Here is a 19,410-nt window from a genome sequence, read left to right as displayed (position 1 = left end):
CGACACGCGGGAATGGCCCGCGACCGGCACTGCTTGACGAACCCATGACCTCGTCAGCAGAGCGCCGCGGGTGGCTCGGTGTCACGTCCGTCGCACTCGGATCCTTCGTCCTCGTGCTCTCCGAGTTCCTGCCGATCGGACTCCTGCCCGCCATCGCCGCCGACCTCGACGTCGGGATCGGCACGGCCGGGCTCATGGTCGTCGCCACCGGGCTGGTCGGTGCCGTCGCGGCGCCGGTCGTCACGGTCCTGACCTCGCGCGTGGACCGCCGTGTCGTGCTCGTCTCGCTGACCGTGCTGCTCGTCGTGGCCGACGGGCTCGCGGCGATCGCGCCCTCGTTCGGTGTGCTGCTCGTGGCGCGCATGCTCCTGGGCGTCGGCATCGGCGGGTTCTGGGCGATCGGCGCCGGCATCGCTGGTCGACTGGTCCGGCCGGCCGCCACGATCCGGGCGACCTCGCTCATCACCGCGGGCGTCTCGGTCGCGACGGTCGTGAGCCTGCCGCTCGGCGCCCTCGTGTCGTCGCTCGCCACCTGGCGGCTCGCGTTCGTCATCGGCGGTGTGCTCGGTCTGGTCGCGCTCGTCCTGCAGCTCGCGATGCTGCCGCGCATCCCCGCGCAGCAGCAGGTCCGGTTCGCGACGCTCGGCTCGCTGCTCCGCGTCCCCCGTGCCCGTGTCGGTCTGATCGCCGCCGCGTTCCTGTTCGCCGCACAGTTCGCCGCGTACACGTACATCGCGCCGTACCTGCAGGACCTGGTCGGGGTCGGCCCGGACACCGTCACGCTCGCGCTCCTGGTGTTCGGCGTCGCGGGGATCGTCGGGAACTTCGCCGCCGGCTTCACCCTGGGACGGAGCGTGCTCGGGACGATCAGCGTGTCGAAGGTCGCCCTCGCGGTCGCCGTGGTCCTGCTCCCCCTGCTCGCGCACTCCGTCGTCGGGGTGTTCGTGCTGCTCGTGGTGTGGGGGCTGGTCTGGGGCGCGTTGCCGCTCGGCATGCAGACGTGGATGTCCACGGCCTCGCCCGCCGGGTCCGAGACCGGGCTCGCGCTGTTCGTCACGACCATCCAGCTCGCGATCGCCGCGGGGTCGGTGCTCGGCGGCGCAGCGGTGTCGTCGTTCGGACTCGCCGCGGACTTCTGGTTGTCCGGAGGGGTCGCCGTCGTGGGCGCGATCGTGCTCGTCTCCCTCGGGCTGCGCCGCTCGAGCGCAGCGCCGGTCGCCGACGAGGCTCCGGCACCCGTTCCGGTGACGACCTCGACGGGTTCCGTCGCCGTCGCCTGCCCCTGACCGCCGCCCGCGCCGTCAGAGCGCGGGGAGGGTGACCACGGCGTCGGCTGCGGCGATCGCCACCGGATCGTGTGCGGCGTGCACGACCACCACGCCGTCGGCAGCCTCGGCGGCGAGCGCCGCCACCACGAGCGCCGCGGACGCCGCGTCGACGCCGGCCGTCGGTTCGTCGACGAGCAGCACCCGCGCCCGCTGCGCCAGCCCGAGTGCCACGAGCGTGCGCTGCCGCTGGCCGCCGGACAACGCGTCGAGCGGGCGGTCGGCCAGGTCCGCGATCGCCATCCGCTCGAGCTGCGCGTCGACGACGGCGCTGTCGTCGCGTCCGAGCGGTCGCCACCAGGCCCGGTGACGCCACCGCCCCATCGCGACGGTCGCGCGAACGGTGAGCGGGAGCGTGGTCGGCGGGACGGACTGGCTCACGTGGGCGACGCCGTCGGACGGGAGGCCCGTGATGCGCCCGGCGGTCGGCCGCAGCACGCCAGCCACCACGTCGAGCAGCGTCGACTTGCCGGATCCGTTGGGTCCGGTCAGCGCGGTGACCCGGCCGGCCGGGAAGGTCGCGTCGAGGCCGTCGAGGACGGTCCGCTCCCCGCGCAGGGCGGTCACCTGCTCGAGGCGGACGGCGGGCATCGGATCGGTCGCTGGCACCTGAACACGCTATCAGTATCGATAGTCGTTTTCATGTAGCGTCTCGGATCGTGACCTGGCTGACCGACCCCTTCACCGTCGACTTCATGGTGCGTGCCCTGACCGGTGGCGCCCTGGCCGCGGTGCTGTGCGCCGTCGTCGGCACGTGGGTGCTCGTGCGCGGGATGGCGTTCCTGGGCGAGGCGCTGTCGCACGGCATGCTGCCCGGCGTCGCGATCGCAGCGCTCACCGGCGTGCCCGCAGTGCTCGGCGCCGCCGTGAGTGCCGGGGTGATGGTGTTCGGCGTCGGGGCGCTGCGACGGCGCGGTGGCCTGTCCTACGACACCTCGATCGGGCTGCTCTTCGTCGGGATGCTCGCGCTCGGGGTCATCATCGTCTCGGCATCGCGGTCCTTCGCCACCGACGTCACCGCGATCCTGTTCGGCGACGTGCTGGCCGTCACCCGCGCCGACCTCGGCGGCCTGGCGATCGCGGTCGCCGTCGCCCTGCTCGTCGCCGCCGTGTTCCACCGACCGTTCACAGCACTGGCCTTCGACGTCCGCAAGGCCGCGACGCTCGGCCTGCACCCCCGCCTCGCCGAGGTGGTCCTCATCGGACTGGTCACGCTCGCCGTCGTCGCCTCGTACCGTGCCGTCGGCACCCTGCTGGTCGTCGGGCTGCTGCTCGCGCCCGCCGCCGCGGCCCGCGCCTGGACGAAGCACGTCGCCTCGACGATGCTCCTCGGCGCGGTGCTCGGTGTCGTCGCCGTCCTGGTCGGCCTGCTCGTCTCGTGGCACGCCGGAACCGCCGCCGGCGCGAGCATCGCGGCCGTCGCCGTCGCCGGGGTCGCCCTGTCCCGAGGGCTGGCAGCCGTCGCACGCATCACCGCGCGCGCGACCACCAGGCCCGTCGAACACCCCGTCCGAGCACCAGCACGAGAGGCACCATGAACCACGACCCGACCACCGACCGCCCACGCACACGACTCCCGCGACTCCTGGGAGCCCTGGGCCTGACGACCGGCCTCGCGCTGACGGCCACTGCGTGCTCCACCGCGTCGACACCGCCGGTCGACGACGCCAGAGCGACCGCGGCCCCGCACGGCTGGGTGGCGGGCGCGACCGAGTCCCAGGAACCCCAGCTGGGCCTCCTGGCCGTCTCCGCGACCGGCGAGACAGCGTTGCGCGACCTGCTCACCGGCGAGACCACCGACCTGGACCGCGTCGGCGCAGCCGAGCACTCCGCGACCGACGGTCGGTTCCTGGTGACGAGCGACGGCGACCGCACCACGGTCGTCGACGGGGGCTCCTGGACCGTCGACCACGGCGACCACACGCACTACTACGTCGCCGAGCCGCGCGTCGTCGGGACGCTCGAGGGCGGCGGTCCGGTCCAGGTGCACTCGTCGGAGACGATGACCACGATCGCCTGGCCGGAGCGCGGCGAGGCGGTGGTGCTCGACCGCGCGGCACTCGGGCAGGGCGAGCTCGACGAGACCGCACGACTCGACGCGACCGTGCTGCTGCCGCTCGGCGAGCACCTGGTGGCCGCCGCGGGTGACACCGTCCGCGTCCTCGACACCGACGGAGAGCAGACCGGGTCGACCGAGCCGACCGGGTCGACCAGCGCCGGACAGGCCTGTACCGACCCCGCTGGTGGGATCGTCACCCGCGCCGGCGCCGTGGTGGGCTGCGCCGACGGGGCGGTCGTCGTCGACGATGCCGGCGCGACCTCGTTCGTCGCGCTGCCGGACGACGCCGAGCGTCCGACCGCCTTCGCCGCGCGGGCCGGCCGCCCCACGGTCGCCGGACTCGCGGGCGACACCGGCTTCTGGTTGCTCGACGTCCGACAGGGCTCCTGGCAGCACGTGCCGACCGAACGGCCGCTGCGTGCGGTGGTCGCCGTCGACGACCAGGACGAGCACGCGGTCGGGGTCGACGACGCCGGTCGGGTGGTCGTGGTGACCGCCTCGACCGGGAAGGTCGCGACGACCGACCCCCTGGTCGACAGCGACACCGACACCGACACCGCGCCGCTGCTCCAGCTCGACGCGCAGCGCGCCTACGTGGCCGACCCCACGGCCGCCGTCGTGCACGAGATCGACTTCGCGGACGGCGCCCGCGTGGCCCGGACCATCGAGCTCCCGTTCGCGCCCGTCGCGTTCGCCGAGGTGGGACTGTGAGCGGAACCACGCCGGTCGGGCGCACCGCGCGGGCGGTGGCAGTGGCCCTCGTCGTCACAGCCGTTGCCGTCACGACAGCCGGCTGCACCGCCGCCGGGTCGGACCGTCCACTCGTCGCCGTGACGACGAACATCCTGGGCGACGTCGTGACCGAGGTCGTCGGCGACGGCGTGGACGTCATGGTGCTCATGCCCCCTGGCGGCGACCCGCACTCGTTCGAGGTGTCCGCGCAGCAGGCGGCGCGACTCCGGAGCGCCGACCTGGTGGTCGAGAACGGCCTCGGGCTCGAGGAAGGGGTGGCCCACCACGTCCGCGCCGCGGGCGACGACGGCGTACCCGTCTTCACCGCCGGAGACGCGATCGGCGCCCTGGAGTGGACCACCGACGACGACAGCGGCCCGGACCCGCACTTCTGGACGGACCCCGCGCGCATGGTCGACGTGGTCGAGGCCCTCGACGACGAGCTGGACGCCGTCGGCATCGACGCTCCCGGCACCGAGGCCTACACCGACCGGCTCGATGCCCTCGACGACGACATGACCGCCGCGTTCGACACCATCCCCGCCGATCGCAGGGCCCTGGTGACGAACCACCACGTGTTCGGCTACCTCGCCGACCGCTACGGGTTCCGGGTGGTGGGTGCCGTGATCCCGAGCGGCACGACCCTGGCGTCCCCGAGCGCCACCGACCTGCGTGACCTGGCGGACGCGATCGAGCACGCGGGCGTCCCGACGATCTTCGCCGACGCCTCCCAACCCGCACGCCTGGCCGAGGTCCTGGCGGACGAGGTCGACGTGCAGGTGTCGATCCGCTCGCTGGCGACCGAGTCCCTGACCGAGGACGGCGCTGCGTCGACCTACCTCGGGATGATGCGCTCGAACACCGACTCGATCGTCGACGGCCTGACGGCTCCGATTTCTAGATGAGAATGAGAATCAGTACAGTGATGCCCATGACCAGAACCAAGACCCTCCGCGCCGCAGCACTGCCGGCCGCGCTGCTCGGCACCGTTGCCCTGGCCCTGACCGGGTGCGCCACGAACGCCGCCGACGCCGAGAGCACCTCGACCCCGAAGGCGGACAGCACCCGCATCACGCTGACCTACGACGGCGGCCTGCTCGTGCTCGACCAGGACCTGCAGGTCGTGGCCGACGACGCCGTCGACGGCTTCACCCGCGTGAACCCCGCCGGCGACGGCCGCCACGTGCTCGTCACGGTGCCCGAGGGCTTCCGGGTGCTCGACACCGCAGCGGACCCGGCCCTCACCGACGAGGTCTTCCCGGCCGACACCGGTGGGCACGCCGTCGTGCACGGCGACCGCACCGCCCTGTTCGCCGACGGAACCGGCGACGTGACGACCTTCGACAACACCGACCTCGACGGCGACGCCCCGCCCGACGCCCGGACCACCGAGTCCGAGGCGGCGCACCACGGCGTCGCGATCGAGCTCGAGGACGGCACGCTCCTGACCACCATCGGCACCGAGGAGAGCCGGAGTGGCGTCCGAGCCCTGGACGCCGACGGCGAGGAACTCACCCGCTCCGAATCGTGCCCGGACGTGCACGGCGAAGGTGCGGTCCAGGACGAGGTCGCGGTCTTCGGCTGCACCGACGGCGCGCTCGTCTACGCCGACGGCGCGTTCGAGAAGCTCGACGCCCCGACCGAGTACGGCCGCACCGGCAACCTGTTCACCACGGACACGTCGTCGGTCGCGGTCGGTGACTACAACGACGACCCGGACAGCGAGGGCTACCTGCTCGACCAGATCGCCCTGATCGACGCGGCCTCGGGGAAGTACACCGTCGCGGACATGCCCGACGGGGTCGGCTTCACGTTCCGCGACCTCGCGCGCGGACCCGGTGACGAGGCCGTCGTCCTCGGTGACGACGGCGCCCTGCACACCTTCGACGAGACCAACGGGGAGCAGCTCGACTCGTTCCCCGTGATCGACGCGTGGGAGGGTCCGGCCGAGTGGCAGGACGCCCACCCCGCCGTGAAGGTCGCCGGCGACATCGCCTACGTCACCGACCCCGCCGAGCGGAAGGTCCACGCCGTGGACCTGACCACCGGGAAGGTCGTCGCCTCCAGCGACGCACTGCCGGGCGTGCCCAACGAGATCGCGGTCGCGTAGCGCTCTCGACGGGACCGTATGACGGACGGGAGGCCCGTGGCGACACCGCCACGGGCCTCCCGTCCGTCCTGGGACCGCGTCAGCCCTGCGGCGGCGCGTAGAACTGCAGGTCGTTGCCCTCGCTGTCCTTGAACGGGACGATCTTGCCCCACGGGTGCTCGCTGATCTCGCCCTGCACGTCCGCACCACGCTCGCGGATGCTGGCCAACTCGTCCTCGATCGACCCGTCCGGCTGGAACGTGATGACCGCTCCCCCTCCGCCCGACGGACTCGCCGACTCACGGCCGTTCAGCCCGATCATCAAACCGTTCGCGTCGATCTCGCTCCAGTCGTCGGACTCGTCCGTGACCGTCAGTCCGAGGGTGTCGCGGTAGAACGCGACCGCCCGCTGCATGTCGGTGACCGGGACCCATACCGCTGCGACTCCGCTTGCCATGGTGCTGCCTTCCGTCGGTGTTGCCGTACGGCGGAGCGTAGGCAGCGGGGCATGCGGGCCGGTTCAGCGGACACCCGCACGTTCGGAAATCGGATGCCCCCTGCAATCCGACTGCGCATCGGCCCCGAATACCCTGTGCGCAACATCCGTAGCGCGCTCGACAAGAGAGGTCTCACCATGACCAGCAACGCAGCAACCGCTCGCAACCGCACCGGCTCGACGTGGACCCAGAAGGGTGCGCTCCTCTTCGGTGTCGTCTTCCTGATCGTCGGCATCGCCGGCTTCATCCCCGGGCTCACGATGGACATGGGCTCGATGTCGATGGCCGGTCACGGCTCCATGGCCCTGCTCCTGGGCCTGTTCCAGGTGTCGGTCCTGCACAACATCGTGCACCTGCTCTTCGGCATCGTCGGACTCATCGCAGCCCGTTCGGCGTCGGGCGCTCGCCTGTACCTGATCGTCGGCGGCATCGTCTACGCGGTCCTGTTCGTCTACGGCCTGTTCACGGCCGGCATGGCGGACCCCGCGAACTTCGTCCCCCTGAACAGCGCGGACAACGTCCTGCACGCGTTCCTCGCCGTGGCGATGATCGTCCTCGGCTTCGTGCTGCCGCGCATCGGCGCGCGCACGCGCTGACAGTCGACCGTCGCCTGACGCGTTCGCGCCCCCAGGCGGGCATCGCGCCCACGTGAGTCGGGGCGCGATGGCCGTACAGGGGCGCGGTGCGCGGCGGCGGCGCTCCACACGCCCACCAACCCGCGGCGTACTGTCCGTCGCATGTCCGCTCTCACCGACACGTTCACCCTGTCCAACGGCCTGCACATCCCGAAGATCGGCTTCGGCACCTGGCAGATCCCGTCCGGCGACGACGCCTACGCCGCCACGACCACCGCCCTGGACGCCGGCTACCGTCACATCGACACCGCCCTGGCCTACGGCAACGAGGCCAGCGTCGGCCAAGCCATCCGCGACAGCGGCGTCCCCCGCGACGAGGTCTTCGTCACCACGAAGCTGCCCGCCGAGATCAAGACCGCCGACGGCGCCCGCGAGGCCTTCGAGACCTCGAGCCGCAACCTCGACGTCGGCGTCATCGACCTGTACCTCGTGCACGCACCGTGGCCCTGGGACGCCATCGGCTCCGACCACCGCGACGGCAACGTCGAGGTGTGGAAGGTCCTGGAAGAGGTCTACGACGCCGGCCGGACCCGCTCGATCGGTGTCTCGAACTTCGCCGTCGCCGACCTCGAGGACCTGCTCGGCCGCACCGACGTCGTCCCGCACGCCAACCAGATCCGCTGGTTCATCGGCAACACCCAGGACGAGACCACCGCGTTCGACCGCGAGCACGACATCCTCACCGAGGGCTACTCGCCGCTCGCCACCGGCGGCCTGCTCGAGAACACGCAGATCGCCGAGATCGCGGCGAAGTACGACAAGTCCGTCGCCCAGGTCGCGATCCGCTACCTGCTCGAGAAGGACGTCCTGCCGCTGCCGAAGTCCACGACCCCGTCGCGCATCGCCGCGAACGCCGACGTCGACTTCGTGCTCGCCGCCGAGGACGTGGCCGCGCTCGACGCACTCGAGGACACCACGAACTGACGCGGCCCGACATCGGCCGACGCGGGAACACCGCAGCCCCGTCGCCGGTTGCACCACACGGTGCCGCAGCCAGCGGCACGACGACCTCAGGAGGCCACCATGACCACCACCGAAACCGCCATCCTCGCCGGCGGCTGCTTCTGGGGAGCGCAGCAGCTCCTCCGCCGCCGACCCGGCATCATCAGCACCCGCGTCGGCTACTCGGGTGGCGACACCCCGAACGCGACGTACCGCAACCACGGTGACCACGCCGAGGCGGTCGAGATCGTCTTCGATCCGTCGGTGATCTCGTACCGCGACCTGCTCGAGTTCTTCTTCCAGATCCACGACCCGTCGACGAAGGACCGCCAGGGCAACGACGTCGGCCGCGCCTACCGTTCGGCGATCTTCTTCACGTCGCCCGAGCAGGAGCAGGTCGCGCGGGACACCATCGCGGATGTCGACGCGTCGGGCATCTGGCCCGGCAAGGTCGTCACCGAGGTCGAGCCCGCTGGTGACTTCTGGCAGGCCGAAGAGGAGCACCAGGACTACCTCGAGAAGTACCCGGCCGGGTACACGTGCCACTTCGTGCGCCCGGGGTGGAAGCTCCCGCACCGCGACGAGGCGACCGCGGCGGTCTAGAAGCGACAGATCACGCGACGGGAGGCACGGTGCCAGCTGGCACCGTGCCTCCCGTCTGCTCTTGGGTCACGCCCACTGCATCCGGCGTGCGTCAGCCGCGCGGCACCAGTGCGTCGATCGCCGCGAGCTCCTCGTCGGTGAGCGGGGCACCCGCGAGCGAGTCGAGCGTGCCGTCCAGCTGACGGACGCTCGATGCCCCGACCAGCGCCGACGTGACTGCCGGCTGCCGGAGCACCCACGTGATCGCGAGCTGCGCGAGCGTCTGCCCGCGGGCCGCAGCGATGTCGTTGAGCGCTCGCGCCGTGGTCAGGTACTCGTCGTCGATGCGGTCCGCGCCGAACCAGCGGCCCTCGGCTGCACGCGACCCCACCGGAACCGATCCGTCCAGGTACCGGTCCGTCAGCAGCCCACCGGCCAGCGGCGAGAACACGATCGCACCGGTGCCGAGACGCGTGAGCTCGTCGAAGAGCCCGTCCTCGGGGACCCGGTCGAACATGTTGTAGCGCGGCTGGTGGATGAGCAGGTGCATGTTCTCGGCGGCGAGCGCCTCGGCTGCCGCAGCGGTCTGCGCCGGGTCGTAGTTCGAGATGCCCGCGTAGAGCGCCTTGCCCGAACGGACCGCGGTCACGAGCGCGCTGACCGTCTCCTCGATCGGGGTCTCGGGGTCCGGACGGTGCGAGTAGAACACGTCGACGTAGTCGAGCCCGAGGCGCCCGAGCGACTGGTCGAGCGACGCGAGCATGTACTTGCGCGATCCCCGGTCACCGTACGGGCCTGGCCACATGTCGTAGCCGGCCTTCGTCGACACCACGATCTCGTCACGGTACGGACGCAGGTCCGACTCGAGGATGCGGCCGAACTGCTCCTCGGCCGACCCGGGAGGCGGACCGTAGTTGTTCGCCAGGTCGAAGTGGGTGATCCCGCGGTCGAAGGCGTGCAGCACGATGTCGCGCTGCGTGGCGAGTGCGCGGTCGGCGCCGAAGTTGTTCCACAGGCCGAGGGAGATGCGCGGCAGCATGAGGCCGCTCCTCCCCACGCGCTGGTACGGGAGCTGCTCGTAGCGGTCGGCGGCAGGCAGGTGGACGTCAGGCATCGTTGCTCGATCCGGGGTCGGGGACAGGCCATCGAGAACGCTACCGCTTCGGGTCACGCAGCCGCTTGGTCACCTGAGGGACACGTCCGGTTGGGCAGTTGTCGGGTCACACAGGACAGGATGGGACCAGCCGACCGATCGGCGGGCAGAGGAGACACCGTGGACACAGCGCCGTACTCGCAACCACTCCGGGAGTACATCGAGCAGCTCCGGACCGAGGGCTACAGCGTCGCCGACGGGCACACCGCTGACCCGGACCTCATCGACCCGCACGGCAACCCCGTCCTGACGTGGCGCGACGACTACCCGTACGACGAGCGGCTGCCGCGCGAGGAGTACGAGTTCGCGAAGTACCAGCTGCAGATCGAGCTCCTGAAGTGCCAGTACTGGCTCGAGGACACCGGCCAGAAGGTCGTCGTGCTGTTCGAGGGGCGTGACGCCGCGGGGAAGGGCGGCACCATCAAGCGGTTCACGGAGCACCTGAACCCCCGCACCTCGCGCGTGGTGGCGCTCAGCAAGCCGAGCGAACGGGAACGCGGTGAGTGGTACTTCCAGCGCTACGTGCAGCACCTGCCGTCGGCCGGCGAGATGGTCCTGTTCGACCGCTCCTGGTACAACCGCGCCGGCGTCGAGCGGGTCATGGGGTTCTGCGACGACGCCGAGTACGAGTCGTTCATGACCCAGGTGCCGCAGTTCGAGCGGATGCTCGTCGACTCCGGCATCCACCTGACGAAGTTCTGGTTCTCGGTCACCCGCCGCGAGCAGCGCACCCGGTTCGCGATGCGGCAGCTCGACCCCGTGCGCCGGTGGAAGCTGTCCGACATCGACCTGCTGTCCCTCGACCGCTGGGAGGACTACACCGAGGCGAAGATGGCGATGTTCACGCGCACCGACAAGCGGTACGCGCCGTGGACCATCGTGCGGTCGAACGACAAGAAGCGCGCCCGACTCAACGCGATGCGGTACTTCCTGACGCAGTTCGACTACCCGGACAAGGCGGTTGACGTGATCGGCAAGCCGGACCCGCTCATCGTGCGGCGCGGCAAGCGGGACGTCGACATCGAGTGAGCGGACCGTCAGGAGTCGGCGCTCGGGCGTAGGGGTTCCGTCAGGGCACCTTCCCCCTTGCCCGTCCGCGCGGGAACGTGTCCGGTGTGACACTGACAGCGATCATGCCGACGCTCCGTGCGTCCCTGCCGGATCCGATGGACCCGGTCCTGTGGCCGGCCCACACCGTGGCGACCACCGACGACCTGGTGGTCGCCGCGATCTCGATGGTCCGGCTCGCCGACCTGACCGGCACCCCGAGCGTGCACACCGCGGAGCAGTCGCCGCCGCGCTACCGCCCCCGCGGCTGGACCCCTCGTGACGTCAGCGTCGCGGTCGCGTCGGTCACCCGGGTCCGACGGCCGCGCACCGGGGTGGTGGTCCTGGAACTGGACGCGGTCCTGCCAACCTGCGCCGTGCTCGACCAGGTGCGCCTGATCGGACGCCGGAGCATCGCTCCCCTCGCCACGATGTACGTCGTGTCCCGATGTGACGGTCAGGCCGACGGTCCGTTCCACCGCCTCCCGGCTCCGCTGCCGGCCGACGTCCGCGATGGCGACCTGGTCTGCTTCCCCTGCCTGACGACCGTCCGGCACCGCGACGTCGTCCCCGTCCGCGCCCAGCTCCTGCCGGTGGAGCGGTGACCACGGCGACGGCCGTCCGCGACCGCCTGGTCGACGGGCCGCACCTGTGGGGCCGGTACACGATCCGGCCGGTGGGGCGCACGTTGTGGGCCTCGCGGACGCTCGTCGTGTTCCCGCCCGGGACCAGCAGGAGTGAACGCCTGCTGCTCCGAGCGTGGCACGTCTGGCCCGCCGCCGGGGCGTTCACCGCGCTCGTGGTCGTGGTCGTCGCGGTCTCGGTACCGGCGGCGGGCATGCCCGTCGGACTCGCGCTGTACGCCGCGGGGTTCGCGGTGCTCGCGCGGGCCACCAGACGACTGCGGCCACGGGTGCGCTCGATCACCGTGACCACGTTCCTGGGCAACGGTCGGCCGGAGGTGTACGGCGACGAGCGGCTCCTCGCCGGGTCGCTCGACGCGCTCTCGATCCTGGAGCGGGCCGTGCGGGCGCATCGGCTCGCGCCCGTCGACTTCGAGCTCATCTGGGCGGATGTGTGGGCCGCACTGCCGGAGCAACCACCGCGGGCAGGGTGACCCATTGCGAGCACGGTGCCCCGCTGGCTCGGACCCGCAGGCTCAGCGCCGCCACGCCGCCCACTCGGGGTCGTGCCCGGGCCAGACCTCGACGCCGGGCTCGGCGGCCAGGTCCGCCAGCCGGTTGATCGAACGCTGCGCCTCGACCTCGCCCCCGGCCCTCCCCACCCACCCACACGGAGTCCGCTCGGTGAGGTTCCGCTCGAGGTCGGCGGCGTCGCACGCGAGCACCACGGTCCGATCCGGCAGGTCGACGCGGAACGACTGGTGCCCCGGCGTGTGTCCGCGGGTGTCGAGTGCAGTCAGGCCGGGTGCCAGTTCCGTGTCCCCGTCGAGCAGGAACACCCGGACGTCGGCGTCGAGCACGTCGTCGACGACGACCGTCTCCCGCCGGCCGATGCCGCTCCGCAACCAGTCCCACTCCCGTCGCTGCAGCGCGACCGGGGTGCCCGGTGGGACGAGCCGCAGGCCGCCCGTGTGGTCGAGGTGCACGTGCGAGATAGCGCAGAGCGCCAGGTCGTCCCAGGCCAGTCCCGCAGCCGCGACCCCCTCGGCGAGCGCGTCGCCGGGCGGTACGACCGCCGTGTAGCTCTCGTACTCGTAGTGCGCGGCCCGCTCCTCGGGGTCGCGCACGCGGTCGACGTTGAACCCACCGTCGAGGAGCACCCAGCCGTGGTCGAAGACGACGGCCGCGGCGGTGACGGGTTCGAGCAGGAAGCGTGCGGGATCGCCGCCTCGCAGGGAGATCGACTCGGGGATCGGTTCCCACCCGAGCACGAGCGGCACGAGCCCGCGTGGCCGGCCCCCGAGTGCGGCTCCGGTCCACACCGCCCCGTCGAACGTCTTCGCCATGCCCTTGCACCTCCGGCTTGATTGGATACAATTTGTGCCAATCCGAATCCATTGTGCCGGAGTTCCGGGAGGACGCCATGACCGACGCGATCGACATCAACATCCCCATCTCCCCCGAGATGCTGCACTGGGGCCGGCGCCCCACCTTCGAGATGGTCGAGGAGATCGCGGACGGGTACCCGTCGGACGTCTCCCGCTGGCTGATCGGTGCGCACACGGGCACGCACGTCGACGCGCCGTCGCACTTCGTGCCCGGTGCGACGACCGTCGACGAGATCGCGCTCGAGAGCGTGGTCGGCCCGGTCCGCGTCCTCGACCTGCGACACGTCGTCGAGGAGATCACCGCCGACGACCTCGAGGAGGCGGGTGCGGCCGGCGCCGAGCGCGTGCTGTTCCGCACGCGCAACTCGACCGACGCGCTGACCCGGAACGAGCGGTCGGAGACGTGGGTCGGCCTCGGCCCGAGCGGCGCGCAGTGGCTGGTCGACCGCGGGGTCCGGTTCGCCGGCATCGACTACATGACGATGGAGGCCCCGGCGCACACCGAGGCGTGGCCGACACACGTCGCCCTGTGCGGCGCCGGCGTCGTGATCCTCGAGAACGCGGACCTGTCCGAGGTCGAGCCCGGCGACTACCTGATGGTCTGCCAGCCGGTGCCGTTCGCGGGGCGCGAGGCCGCTCCCGCTCCGACCGTCCTGCTCCCCCTCGCCGTGGCGACCCACGCATGAGCGTCCACGTGGTCCTGGTCCACGGTGCCGGCGGTTCGCCGTCCACCTGGTCGTCCGTCGCCCAGCTCCTGCGCGACCGCCGCATCCCGTACACGCTCGCCGACAACGCGATGACCTCGCTCCGCGACGACGAGGCCTCGGTCCGCGCCCTGGTCAACGGCATCGACGGCCCGGTCCTGCTCGTCGGCCACTCCTACGGCGGCGCCGTAATCACGAACGCGGGCACGCACGACCGCGTCGTCGGACTGGTCTACGTCGCGGCCTTCGCCCCGGACGCGGGCGAGTCGGTCTCCGGGATCGTCGAGACCCGGGAACCCGCTCTCGTCTCGCAGTACATGCACCGCGGCCCGGCCGGCGAGTGGATCGCACAGGACGACGAGGAGTCGCGGCTGGCGCTCGCCTGGGACGTCCCGGAGGACGTGCTGCTCGCCGCACGTGCCGAGGGGCGGGTCACCGCCGACGCCGCGTTCCAGCAGCCCACCGGCGAGCCCGCGTGGCGGACCCGCCCGAGCTGGTACCTGGTCGCCACGAGCGACCGGCACCTGCTGCCCGCGATCCAGCGCGACTTCGTCGCCCGGATGGGTGCAGTGGTCGACGAGGTCGACACGAGCCACGCGGTCGCGCACGCCGCTCCGGACCGGGTCGTCGCCGTCATCGAGCGCGCGGTGGCCGCGCTGCGCTGACCACCGTCGGCTGCGCGGGTGGTGCCACGGTCAGGAGGCCGTGGTCACCAGTCCGTCCAGGTCCTTGACCACACGACCCGCCTGCAGGACCGCGCGCACGCTGGCAGCGTCGGCCAGCGCGCCGACGTCGGCGAGCGGGTCGACGCCCGAGACGACCAGGTCACCGGACTTGCCGGGCTCGACGGAGCCGAGCCGGGCCTCCAGACCGAGCAGCCGGGCACCCTGCAGCGTGCCGGCCGTGATCGCGTCGAGCGGCGAGAGCCCGACCTGCACGAGGCGGGCGAGCTCGGCGAGGTTCCGACCGTGCGGGTGCACACCCGCGTCGGTGCCGAGCGCGACGGGCACGCCGGCGGCGACGGCACGTCGCACGCTGTCGAGGCCGCGAGCGTGCAGTGCCGCGCGCTGTGCGAGGCGTTCCGCAGAGGCGGTGGACGGGTCGAGTTCGCGCAGGAGCGTGCTGAGGGTGGGGACGAGCACCGTGCCGCGTTCGACCATGAGCGCGATGGTGTCGTCGTGCAGGTCGTAGCCGTGTTCGATGCTGGCGGCTCCGCCGAGCACGGCGGCACGGGCCGCGGCGTCGGTGAGCGCGTGGGCGGTGACCGGGCGGCCGCCGCGTTCGCCGACCAGGTGGACGACGAGCCGCACCTGGTCCTCGGTGATGCCGACGTCGTCCGGGTCGTCGGTCGGCGAACCGACCCCACCGGACGTGGAGACCTTGATCGCGTCGGCGCCGGTGCGGAGCAGCGAGCGGACCGTCCGCACGACGTCCTCGTCGGTGTCGACGACGCCCGGCGCTGGCATGCCCGGCCGGACGGCCCAGGCCGGCAGCGACCCGTTCGGCCGGACCGGGTCGGCGTGGCCACCGGTCGGCGAGAGCATGGCGATCGCGAGGTGCAGGCGCGGACCGACGACCGTGCCCCGGGCGACGGCGTCGCGGTAGCCGGGGGTCAGCCCGTCCAGGTCCCGCGCGGTCGTGACGCCGGCGTGCAGGGTGCTCCGGAGCACCTCGGCGACCTCGAGCACGTGCTCCTCCGGGAACCGTGCCCGCTGCTCCTCGGGCGTCGTCGGCACCATGCTGAGGTGCACGTGCGCGTCGACGAAGCCGGGCAGCAGCCACCGGCCGGACAGGTCGACCGTCGGCACGTCCGCAGCCGGGGCGCGCCGTGGACCGACGTAGGTGACGTCGCCGTCACGCAGCTCCACCTCGGCGTCGGCGCGGGGCGGCGCACCCGTGCCGTCGACCAGGGTCGCGCCGACCAGTCGGAGCACGCCGTCGGCGTGCGGGGTCGTCGGGAGTCGTGCCGCCACAGCGGGCCTTCCGGGTCGGTCAGCCGGCCAGGCTGAAACGGGCGGAACCGGGGTCCGCGTCGAGGAGACGACGCGTGTACCAGTGCTGCGGATCGGCGTAGATCTGCTCGACCGGACCGGCCTCGACGACCTCACCCTGGTACAGCACGACGACCTCGTCGCTCACACGCTGCACGACCGCCAGGTTGTGCGAGATGAACATCATCGTCAGGCCGAGGGACTCCTTGATGTCGGCGAGCAGCTCCAGGATCTGCGCCTGCACCGAGACGTCGAGCGCCGAGGTGATCTCGTCGGCGATGACCAGGTGCGGGTCGATGACGAGGCCGCGGGCGATGGCGATGCGCTGCCGTTGCCCGCCGGAGAACTCGTGCGGGTAGCGGTGCATCATGTCCCGTGACAGCCCGACCCGCTCGAGCCAGCCGCCGATGCGGTCCTCGTGGGTGGCGACCCGGGGGCGGACGGGGTCGATCGCCTCGGCCAGGGTCTGCTCGACGGTCCGTCGCGGCGAGAGCGACGAGTACGGGTCCTGCGGGATCATCTGGATCCGACGGCGGTACCCGCGCAGGGTCGACCGGTCGGCCGCGGTCAGGTCGACGCCGTCCACCGCGGCGCTGCCCGAGGCGGGCTTCACGGTGCCGACCAGGACCTTGGCGAGGGTGGACTTGCCCGAGCCGGACTCGCCGACGACGCCGACGGTGCGACCTCGCTCGAGGCGGAGGTCGACGCCGTGCAGGACGGTCGTCGAGCCGAACGCGACGTCGAGGGCGCGGACGTCGATCATGGGGGCCGTGCCGGTGTCGGTTACGCGGCGTTCGCGCGTCGTCGTGGTGTCGGTCATGCGTGTGCCTCCGCCTGCTCGGTGCGCGTGGACTCCGTGGGCACCGTCACGACCGGAGTGGCCGCCAGGAGCTGCTTCGTGTACGGGTGGTCGACGGTGTCCGGGGAGAGCCCGGCGACGTCGTCGATGCGCTCGACGATCTCGCCGTTCCGCATCACCAGGACCCGGTCGCACAGTGCTCGCACGACGCCGAGGTCGTGGGAGATGAACAGCACGGCGGTGCCGGAGTCCTCGTTCATCCGCTTCAGCACCGTCAGCACCTCACGCTGGACGGTGACGTCGAGGGCGGTGGTCGGTTCGTCCGCGATGAGCAGGTCGGGCTTCGTGCTCATCGCCGACGCGATCATCGCGCGCTGCTTCATGCCGCCGGAGAGCTGGTGCGGGTACTGGCGCAGTCGACCCTCGGGATCGGTGAGCATCACGGCGCGGAAGCCCTGCGTCAGGAGTCGGATCGCGTCCCGTCGGCTGTGTCGCAGCCGCATCCGCAGCACGTCGGACAACTGGATGCCGAGCACCATGGCCGGGTTCAGCGCGGTGCCCGGGTCCTGGTAGACCAGGCCGATGCGGGATGCGAGCACGCGGTCCGGCACACGACCGAGCAGGTCGACGCCGCCGAGTTCGAGCCGCCGCGCGGAGCCCTCGAGCCCCTCGCCCAGCAGCTTGGCGACGAGCGAGGCCGTCAACGACTTGCCCGAACCGGACTCGCCGACGATTCCGAGCACCTCGCCCCGCCGGATGGTGAACGAAACGTCCTTGACCAGGGCGCGTCCACTGGCGGCGTGCTGCACCGAGATGCCGTCCGCGACGAGCACGGCGTCGTCCTCGACCGCGAGCGTCGACGGGCCGGTCGCGCGGGTGGTGCGGGACCGCGTGGTGTTCGACCGCGGGTTCGCGGCAGCGGCCAGTCCGTCCCCGACGAGCAGGGCGGCGAGGGAGGCGAAGGTCAGCGCGACCGCGGGGCCGACGATGACGACGGGGTTCACGACGATCCGGTCCAACCCGTCGTTGAGCAGGGTTCCCCAGTCGAACGCGGGGGTCTGCGCGCCGAGGCCGATGAAGGACAGTCCGGAGATCTCGACGAGCGAGCCGGAGAAGGCACCGGCGATCAGGATCAGCGTCGGCTCGGCCATGTTCGGCAGGACGTGCCGCATGGCGACCCGGTGCGCCGGGACCCCCATCAGGCGTGCGGTGGTGACGTACTCGCTGGTGGAGATCTTCGCCGCCAGGTTGGCGGTCAGACGGGCGAAGCCGGCGATGTTCGCGACGGCGATGGCCACGACGACCTGCACCATGCCCTGCCCGAGGATCGCGGCGACGATGATCGCGACGAGCATCGTCGGGTAGCTGACCGCGAACTCGATCCCGCGCAGCCCGAGCTCGCGCACCCGGCGGGGGGCGAGCCAGACGCCGATACCGAGCGCGATGCCCACGATCGCGGACAGGGCCGTGGCGGCGAGCGCCATCAGGACCGTGGCCCGGGTGGCGACCAGGGTGCGCGCGAGCATGTCGCGGCCGAGGGTGTCGGTACCGAGCGGGTGCTCGGCGGTGGACCCCAGCCCAGAGGTACCGCCGATGCCCGTGGCCTGGGCGCCGAACACGAACGGTGCGACGACCGCCACGATCAGGATCAGCCCGAACATCGCCAAGCCGACGATCAGCCCGCCGTTCCACGCGAAGGTGCGGGGACGCGATGCCGGGTCGGTCGAGGCCGCCTGGACGGCGGTGATGGTGTCAGCCACGCTTCTCCCCGAGGGTGCGCGGGTCGATGAGACCCAGGATGATGTCGATGACCAGGGTGATCACGAGCGAGATGAGCCCGATCACGAAGACCGCGGCGCGGATCACGGGGTAGTCCTTGTCCACCGCGATCGCCTGCACGATGACGCCGCCCAGGCCCGGCCACGCGAAGACCGCCTCGGTGATGAGTGCCGAGCCGAGCAGGGCCGTCAGGATGATCCCGGACAGCGTCAGTGCGGTGGTGAGCAGGTTCGGCAGCATGTGCTTGGCGTAGATCGACAGCGCCGGCAGCCGCCACCCGCGGGCGGTGCGCATGTAGTCCTGCTCGAGGATGACGGCGGTCTCACGGCGGACGATGCGGGCCACCGAGCACGTGCCGCCCACGGTGAGCGAGGCGATCGGCAGGACCGCCGCCGCGCCGAAGTCGTAGGCCGGCGAGTACGCGGGCGGCAGCACGTGCAGCAGGACCGCGAAGACGACGACGAACCCGGTGGCGAGCACGTACGTGGGGATCGACGAGATCAGGCCGGTGACCGCCGAGAACGAGACGTCGAGCCAGCGGTGCCGGTCGCCGCGGGTGAGGACACCGACGGTCATGCCGAGTGCGAGTCCGAGGACGAGCAGCAGCAGGACCGCGGCGATCGTGATCGTCAGCGTGTACGGCACGGCCGTCATGACGATGTCCATCGCCGGTGCGCGGTACTTGTACGAGTCACCGAAGTCGCCCTGCACGACGCCGGCGACGTAGTGCCACAGCTGGACGGGGATCGGCTGGTCGAGACCGAGTTGGTGCCGGACGAGCTCGACCTGGGCGAGCGTCGCGGTGTCGCCGGCGATGGCCGTTGCCGGGTCGCCGGGGATGAGCTGCACGATGAGGAACGTCACGAGGACGAGCAGCGCCAGGTTGATGACGAGTCCGACGGCACGGCGGAGCAGGAAGCGGCGCCATGCGCCACCGAGGCTCGCGGCCCGGGGTGCGGCGGCGGTCGGGGTTCCCGGAGACCCGGGGGTGCCCGGACCGGGCACGGGGAGATGGTCGACGGTGGTGGTGCTCATCGCGGGTCCTCCTGGTGCTCCGGTCCGGGC

Annotated in this window: 21 protein-coding genes; 13 read left to right on the top strand and 8 right to left on the bottom strand. The window is 71.9% G+C overall.

Features of this window, described 5'->3' with window-relative positions; genetic code table 11:
- Positions 1 to 44 precede the first annotated feature (44 nt).
- Entirely contained in the window at positions 45 to 1,286 is a 1,242-nt protein-coding gene (locus EDF33_RS04035) for an MFS transporter (RefSeq protein ID WP_123339170.1), read from the top strand.
- Positions 1,287 to 1,301: 15 nt separating this feature from the next.
- Here EDF33_RS04035 and aztA read toward each other — a convergent pair whose 3' ends face one another.
- Positions 1,302 to 1,934: a zinc ABC transporter ATP-binding protein AztA gene (gene aztA, locus EDF33_RS04030; RefSeq protein ID WP_243692345.1), complete on the bottom strand. Its 633-nt coding sequence runs from the start codon at positions 1,932 to 1,934 to the stop codon at positions 1,302 to 1,304.
- 50 nt (positions 1,935 to 1,984) lie between these two features.
- Here aztA and aztB point away from each other — a divergent pair, with 50 nt between their 5' ends.
- The 4 genes from aztB to EDF33_RS04010 are packed head-to-tail and all read left to right on the top strand — an operon-like array spanning position 1,985 to position 6,226.
- Entirely contained in the window at positions 1,985 to 2,863 is an 879-nt protein-coding gene (gene aztB, locus EDF33_RS04025) for a zinc ABC transporter permease AztB (protein WP_132099343.1), read from the top strand.
- Positions 2,860 to 4,095, top strand: coding sequence for an ABC transporter (locus EDF33_RS04020; RefSeq protein WP_132099342.1), 1,236 nt, complete (start codon positions 2,860 to 2,862; stop codon positions 4,093 to 4,095). Before aztB ends, EDF33_RS04020 begins: the two co-directional genes overlap by 4 nt.
- Positions 4,092 to 5,021 carry a metal ABC transporter substrate-binding protein gene (locus EDF33_RS04015; protein ID WP_132099341.1) on the top strand — a complete coding sequence of 310 codons (930 nt, stop codon included), beginning with the start codon at positions 4,092 to 4,094 and terminating at the stop codon, positions 5,019 to 5,021. Before EDF33_RS04020 ends, EDF33_RS04015 begins: the two co-directional genes overlap by 4 nt.
- Before the next feature lie 26 nt (positions 5,022 to 5,047).
- Positions 5,048 to 6,226 (top strand): hypothetical protein, encoded by a 1,179-nt coding sequence (locus tag EDF33_RS04010; protein ID WP_132099340.1) that lies wholly within the window; start codon positions 5,048 to 5,050, stop codon positions 6,224 to 6,226.
- A gap of 79 nt (positions 6,227 to 6,305) precedes the next feature.
- Here the strand turns inward: EDF33_RS04010 and EDF33_RS04005 are convergent, their stop codons facing one another.
- Positions 6,306 to 6,662, bottom strand: a complete 357-nt coding sequence (locus EDF33_RS04005) for a VOC family protein (protein WP_132099339.1) — start codon at positions 6,660 to 6,662, stop codon at positions 6,306 to 6,308.
- Between the two features lie 177 nt (positions 6,663 to 6,839).
- Here EDF33_RS04005 and EDF33_RS04000 point away from each other — a divergent pair, with 177 nt between their 5' ends.
- The 3 genes from EDF33_RS04000 to msrA all read left to right on the top strand — a co-directional run bounded on the left by EDF33_RS04000 (position 6,840) and on the right by msrA (position 8,882).
- Positions 6,840 to 7,298 (top strand): DUF4383 domain-containing protein, encoded by a 459-nt coding sequence (locus EDF33_RS04000; protein WP_111086495.1) that lies wholly within the window; start codon positions 6,840 to 6,842, stop codon positions 7,296 to 7,298.
- Between the two features lie 141 nt (positions 7,299 to 7,439).
- Positions 7,440 to 8,261, top strand: a complete 822-nt coding sequence (locus tag EDF33_RS03995) for an aldo/keto reductase (RefSeq protein WP_132099338.1) — start codon at positions 7,440 to 7,442, stop codon at positions 8,259 to 8,261.
- Positions 8,262 to 8,360: 99 nt separating this feature from the next.
- The gene (gene msrA, locus EDF33_RS03990; protein WP_111086459.1) at positions 8,361 to 8,882 is read left to right on the top strand and encodes a peptide-methionine (S)-S-oxide reductase MsrA; all 522 of its coding nucleotides are present in this window, start codon (positions 8,361 to 8,363) and stop codon (positions 8,880 to 8,882) included.
- 91 nt (positions 8,883 to 8,973) lie between these two features.
- Here msrA and EDF33_RS03985 read toward each other — a convergent pair whose 3' ends face one another.
- Complete coding sequence (locus EDF33_RS03985; protein ID WP_131844884.1) at positions 8,974 to 9,975, bottom strand: aldo/keto reductase; 1,002 nt, start codon at positions 9,973 to 9,975, stop codon at positions 8,974 to 8,976.
- 159 nt (positions 9,976 to 10,134) lie between these two features.
- Here EDF33_RS03985 and ppk2 point away from each other — a divergent pair, with 159 nt between their 5' ends.
- From ppk2 to EDF33_RS20365, 3 genes are all read left to right on the top strand, one after another.
- Positions 10,135 to 11,043 carry a polyphosphate kinase 2 gene (gene ppk2 / locus EDF33_RS03980; RefSeq protein ID WP_243692344.1) on the top strand — a complete coding sequence of 303 codons (909 nt, stop codon included), beginning with the start codon at positions 10,135 to 10,137 and terminating at the stop codon, positions 11,041 to 11,043.
- Positions 11,044 to 11,129: 86 nt separating this feature from the next.
- Positions 11,130 to 11,666, top strand: a complete 537-nt coding sequence (locus EDF33_RS20370; protein WP_207906625.1) for a hypothetical protein — start codon at positions 11,130 to 11,132, stop codon at positions 11,664 to 11,666.
- Positions 11,663 to 12,178 (top strand): DUF6611 family protein, encoded by a 516-nt coding sequence (locus tag EDF33_RS20365; RefSeq protein ID WP_207906624.1) that lies wholly within the window; start codon positions 11,663 to 11,665, stop codon positions 12,176 to 12,178. The genes EDF33_RS20370 and EDF33_RS20365 overlap by 4 nt, the downstream gene beginning before the upstream one ends.
- A gap of 42 nt (positions 12,179 to 12,220) precedes the next feature.
- Here EDF33_RS20365 and EDF33_RS03970 read toward each other — a convergent pair whose 3' ends face one another.
- On the bottom strand, positions 12,221 to 13,030 hold the full coding sequence (locus tag EDF33_RS03970) for an N-acyl homoserine lactonase family protein (RefSeq protein WP_132099336.1): 810 nt from the start codon (positions 13,028 to 13,030) through the stop codon (positions 12,221 to 12,223).
- A 77-nt stretch (positions 13,031 to 13,107) separates the two neighbouring features.
- Here EDF33_RS03970 and EDF33_RS03965 point away from each other — a divergent pair, with 77 nt between their 5' ends.
- On the top strand, positions 13,108 to 13,758 hold the full coding sequence (locus tag EDF33_RS03965) for a cyclase family protein (RefSeq protein ID WP_131844886.1): 651 nt from the start codon (positions 13,108 to 13,110) through the stop codon (positions 13,756 to 13,758).
- Entirely contained in the window at positions 13,755 to 14,441 is a 687-nt protein-coding gene (locus EDF33_RS03960) for an alpha/beta hydrolase (RefSeq protein WP_132099335.1), read from the top strand. Before EDF33_RS03965 ends, EDF33_RS03960 begins: the two co-directional genes overlap by 4 nt.
- Before the next feature lie 30 nt (positions 14,442 to 14,471).
- Here the strand turns inward: EDF33_RS03960 and EDF33_RS03955 are convergent, their stop codons facing one another.
- The 4 genes from EDF33_RS03955 to EDF33_RS03940 are packed head-to-tail and all read right to left on the bottom strand — an operon-like array spanning position 14,472 to position 19,380.
- Positions 14,472 to 15,749: an amidohydrolase family protein gene (locus EDF33_RS03955; protein ID WP_132099334.1), complete on the bottom strand. Its 1,278-nt coding sequence runs from the start codon at positions 15,747 to 15,749 to the stop codon at positions 14,472 to 14,474.
- 19 nt (positions 15,750 to 15,768) lie between these two features.
- Positions 15,769 to 16,587 carry an ATP-binding cassette domain-containing protein gene (locus tag EDF33_RS03950; RefSeq protein WP_243692343.1) on the bottom strand — a complete coding sequence of 273 codons (819 nt, stop codon included), beginning with the start codon at positions 16,585 to 16,587 and terminating at the stop codon, positions 15,769 to 15,771.
- A complete protein-coding gene (locus EDF33_RS03945) occupies positions 16,584 to 18,326 on the bottom strand; it encodes a dipeptide/oligopeptide/nickel ABC transporter permease/ATP-binding protein (protein WP_235035917.1) in 1,743 nt (580 codons plus the stop codon). Before EDF33_RS03945 ends, EDF33_RS03950 begins: the two co-directional genes overlap by 4 nt.
- A complete protein-coding gene (locus tag EDF33_RS03940; protein ID WP_111086468.1) occupies positions 18,319 to 19,380 on the bottom strand; it encodes an ABC transporter permease in 1,062 nt (353 codons plus the stop codon). Before EDF33_RS03940 ends, EDF33_RS03945 begins: the two co-directional genes overlap by 8 nt.
- Positions 19,381 to 19,410: the final 30 nt, after the last annotated feature.

Origin of the sequence: Curtobacterium sp. PhB146 (assembly GCF_004342995.1) — a bacterium.
Taxonomy (GTDB): Bacteria; Actinomycetota; Actinomycetes; order Actinomycetales; family Microbacteriaceae; genus Curtobacterium.
The sequence above is the reverse complement of the archived record's forward strand: the minus strand, read 5'-3'. Positions and strand labels throughout refer to the sequence as shown.

Coding starts and splice junctions, on each gene's coding strand:
- EDF33_RS04035 (WP_123339170.1), top strand. CDS start 45: ATGACCTCGTCAGCAGAGCGCCGCGGGTGGCTCGGTGTCACGTCCGTC.
- EDF33_RS04020 (WP_132099342.1), top strand. CDS start 2,860: ATGAACCACGACCCGACCACCGACCGCCCACGCACACGACTCCCGCGA.
- EDF33_RS04010 (WP_132099340.1), top strand. CDS start 5,048: ATGACCAGAACCAAGACCCTCCGCGCCGCAGCACTGCCGGCCGCGCTG.
- EDF33_RS04005 (WP_132099339.1), bottom strand. CDS start 6,662: ATGGCAAGCGGAGTCGCAGCGGTATGGGTCCCGGTCACCGACATGCAG.
- EDF33_RS04000 (WP_111086495.1), top strand. CDS start 6,840: ATGACCAGCAACGCAGCAACCGCTCGCAACCGCACCGGCTCGACGTGG.
- EDF33_RS03995 (WP_132099338.1), top strand. CDS start 7,440: ATGTCCGCTCTCACCGACACGTTCACCCTGTCCAACGGCCTGCACATC.
- msrA (WP_111086459.1), top strand. CDS start 8,361: ATGACCACCACCGAAACCGCCATCCTCGCCGGCGGCTGCTTCTGGGGA.
- EDF33_RS03985 (WP_131844884.1), bottom strand. CDS start 9,975: ATGCCTGACGTCCACCTGCCTGCCGCCGACCGCTACGAGCAGCTCCCG.
- EDF33_RS03970 (WP_132099336.1), bottom strand. CDS start 13,030: ATGGCGAAGACGTTCGACGGGGCGGTGTGGACCGGAGCCGCACTCGGG.
- EDF33_RS03965 (WP_131844886.1), top strand. CDS start 13,108: ATGACCGACGCGATCGACATCAACATCCCCATCTCCCCCGAGATGCTG.
- EDF33_RS03960 (WP_132099335.1), top strand. CDS start 13,755: ATGAGCGTCCACGTGGTCCTGGTCCACGGTGCCGGCGGTTCGCCGTCC.
- EDF33_RS03950 (WP_243692343.1), bottom strand. CDS start 16,587: ATGACCGACACCACGACGACGCGCGAACGCCGCGTAACCGACACCGGC.
- EDF33_RS03940 (WP_111086468.1), bottom strand. CDS start 19,380: ATGAGCACCACCACCGTCGACCATCTCCCCGTGCCCGGTCCGGGCACC.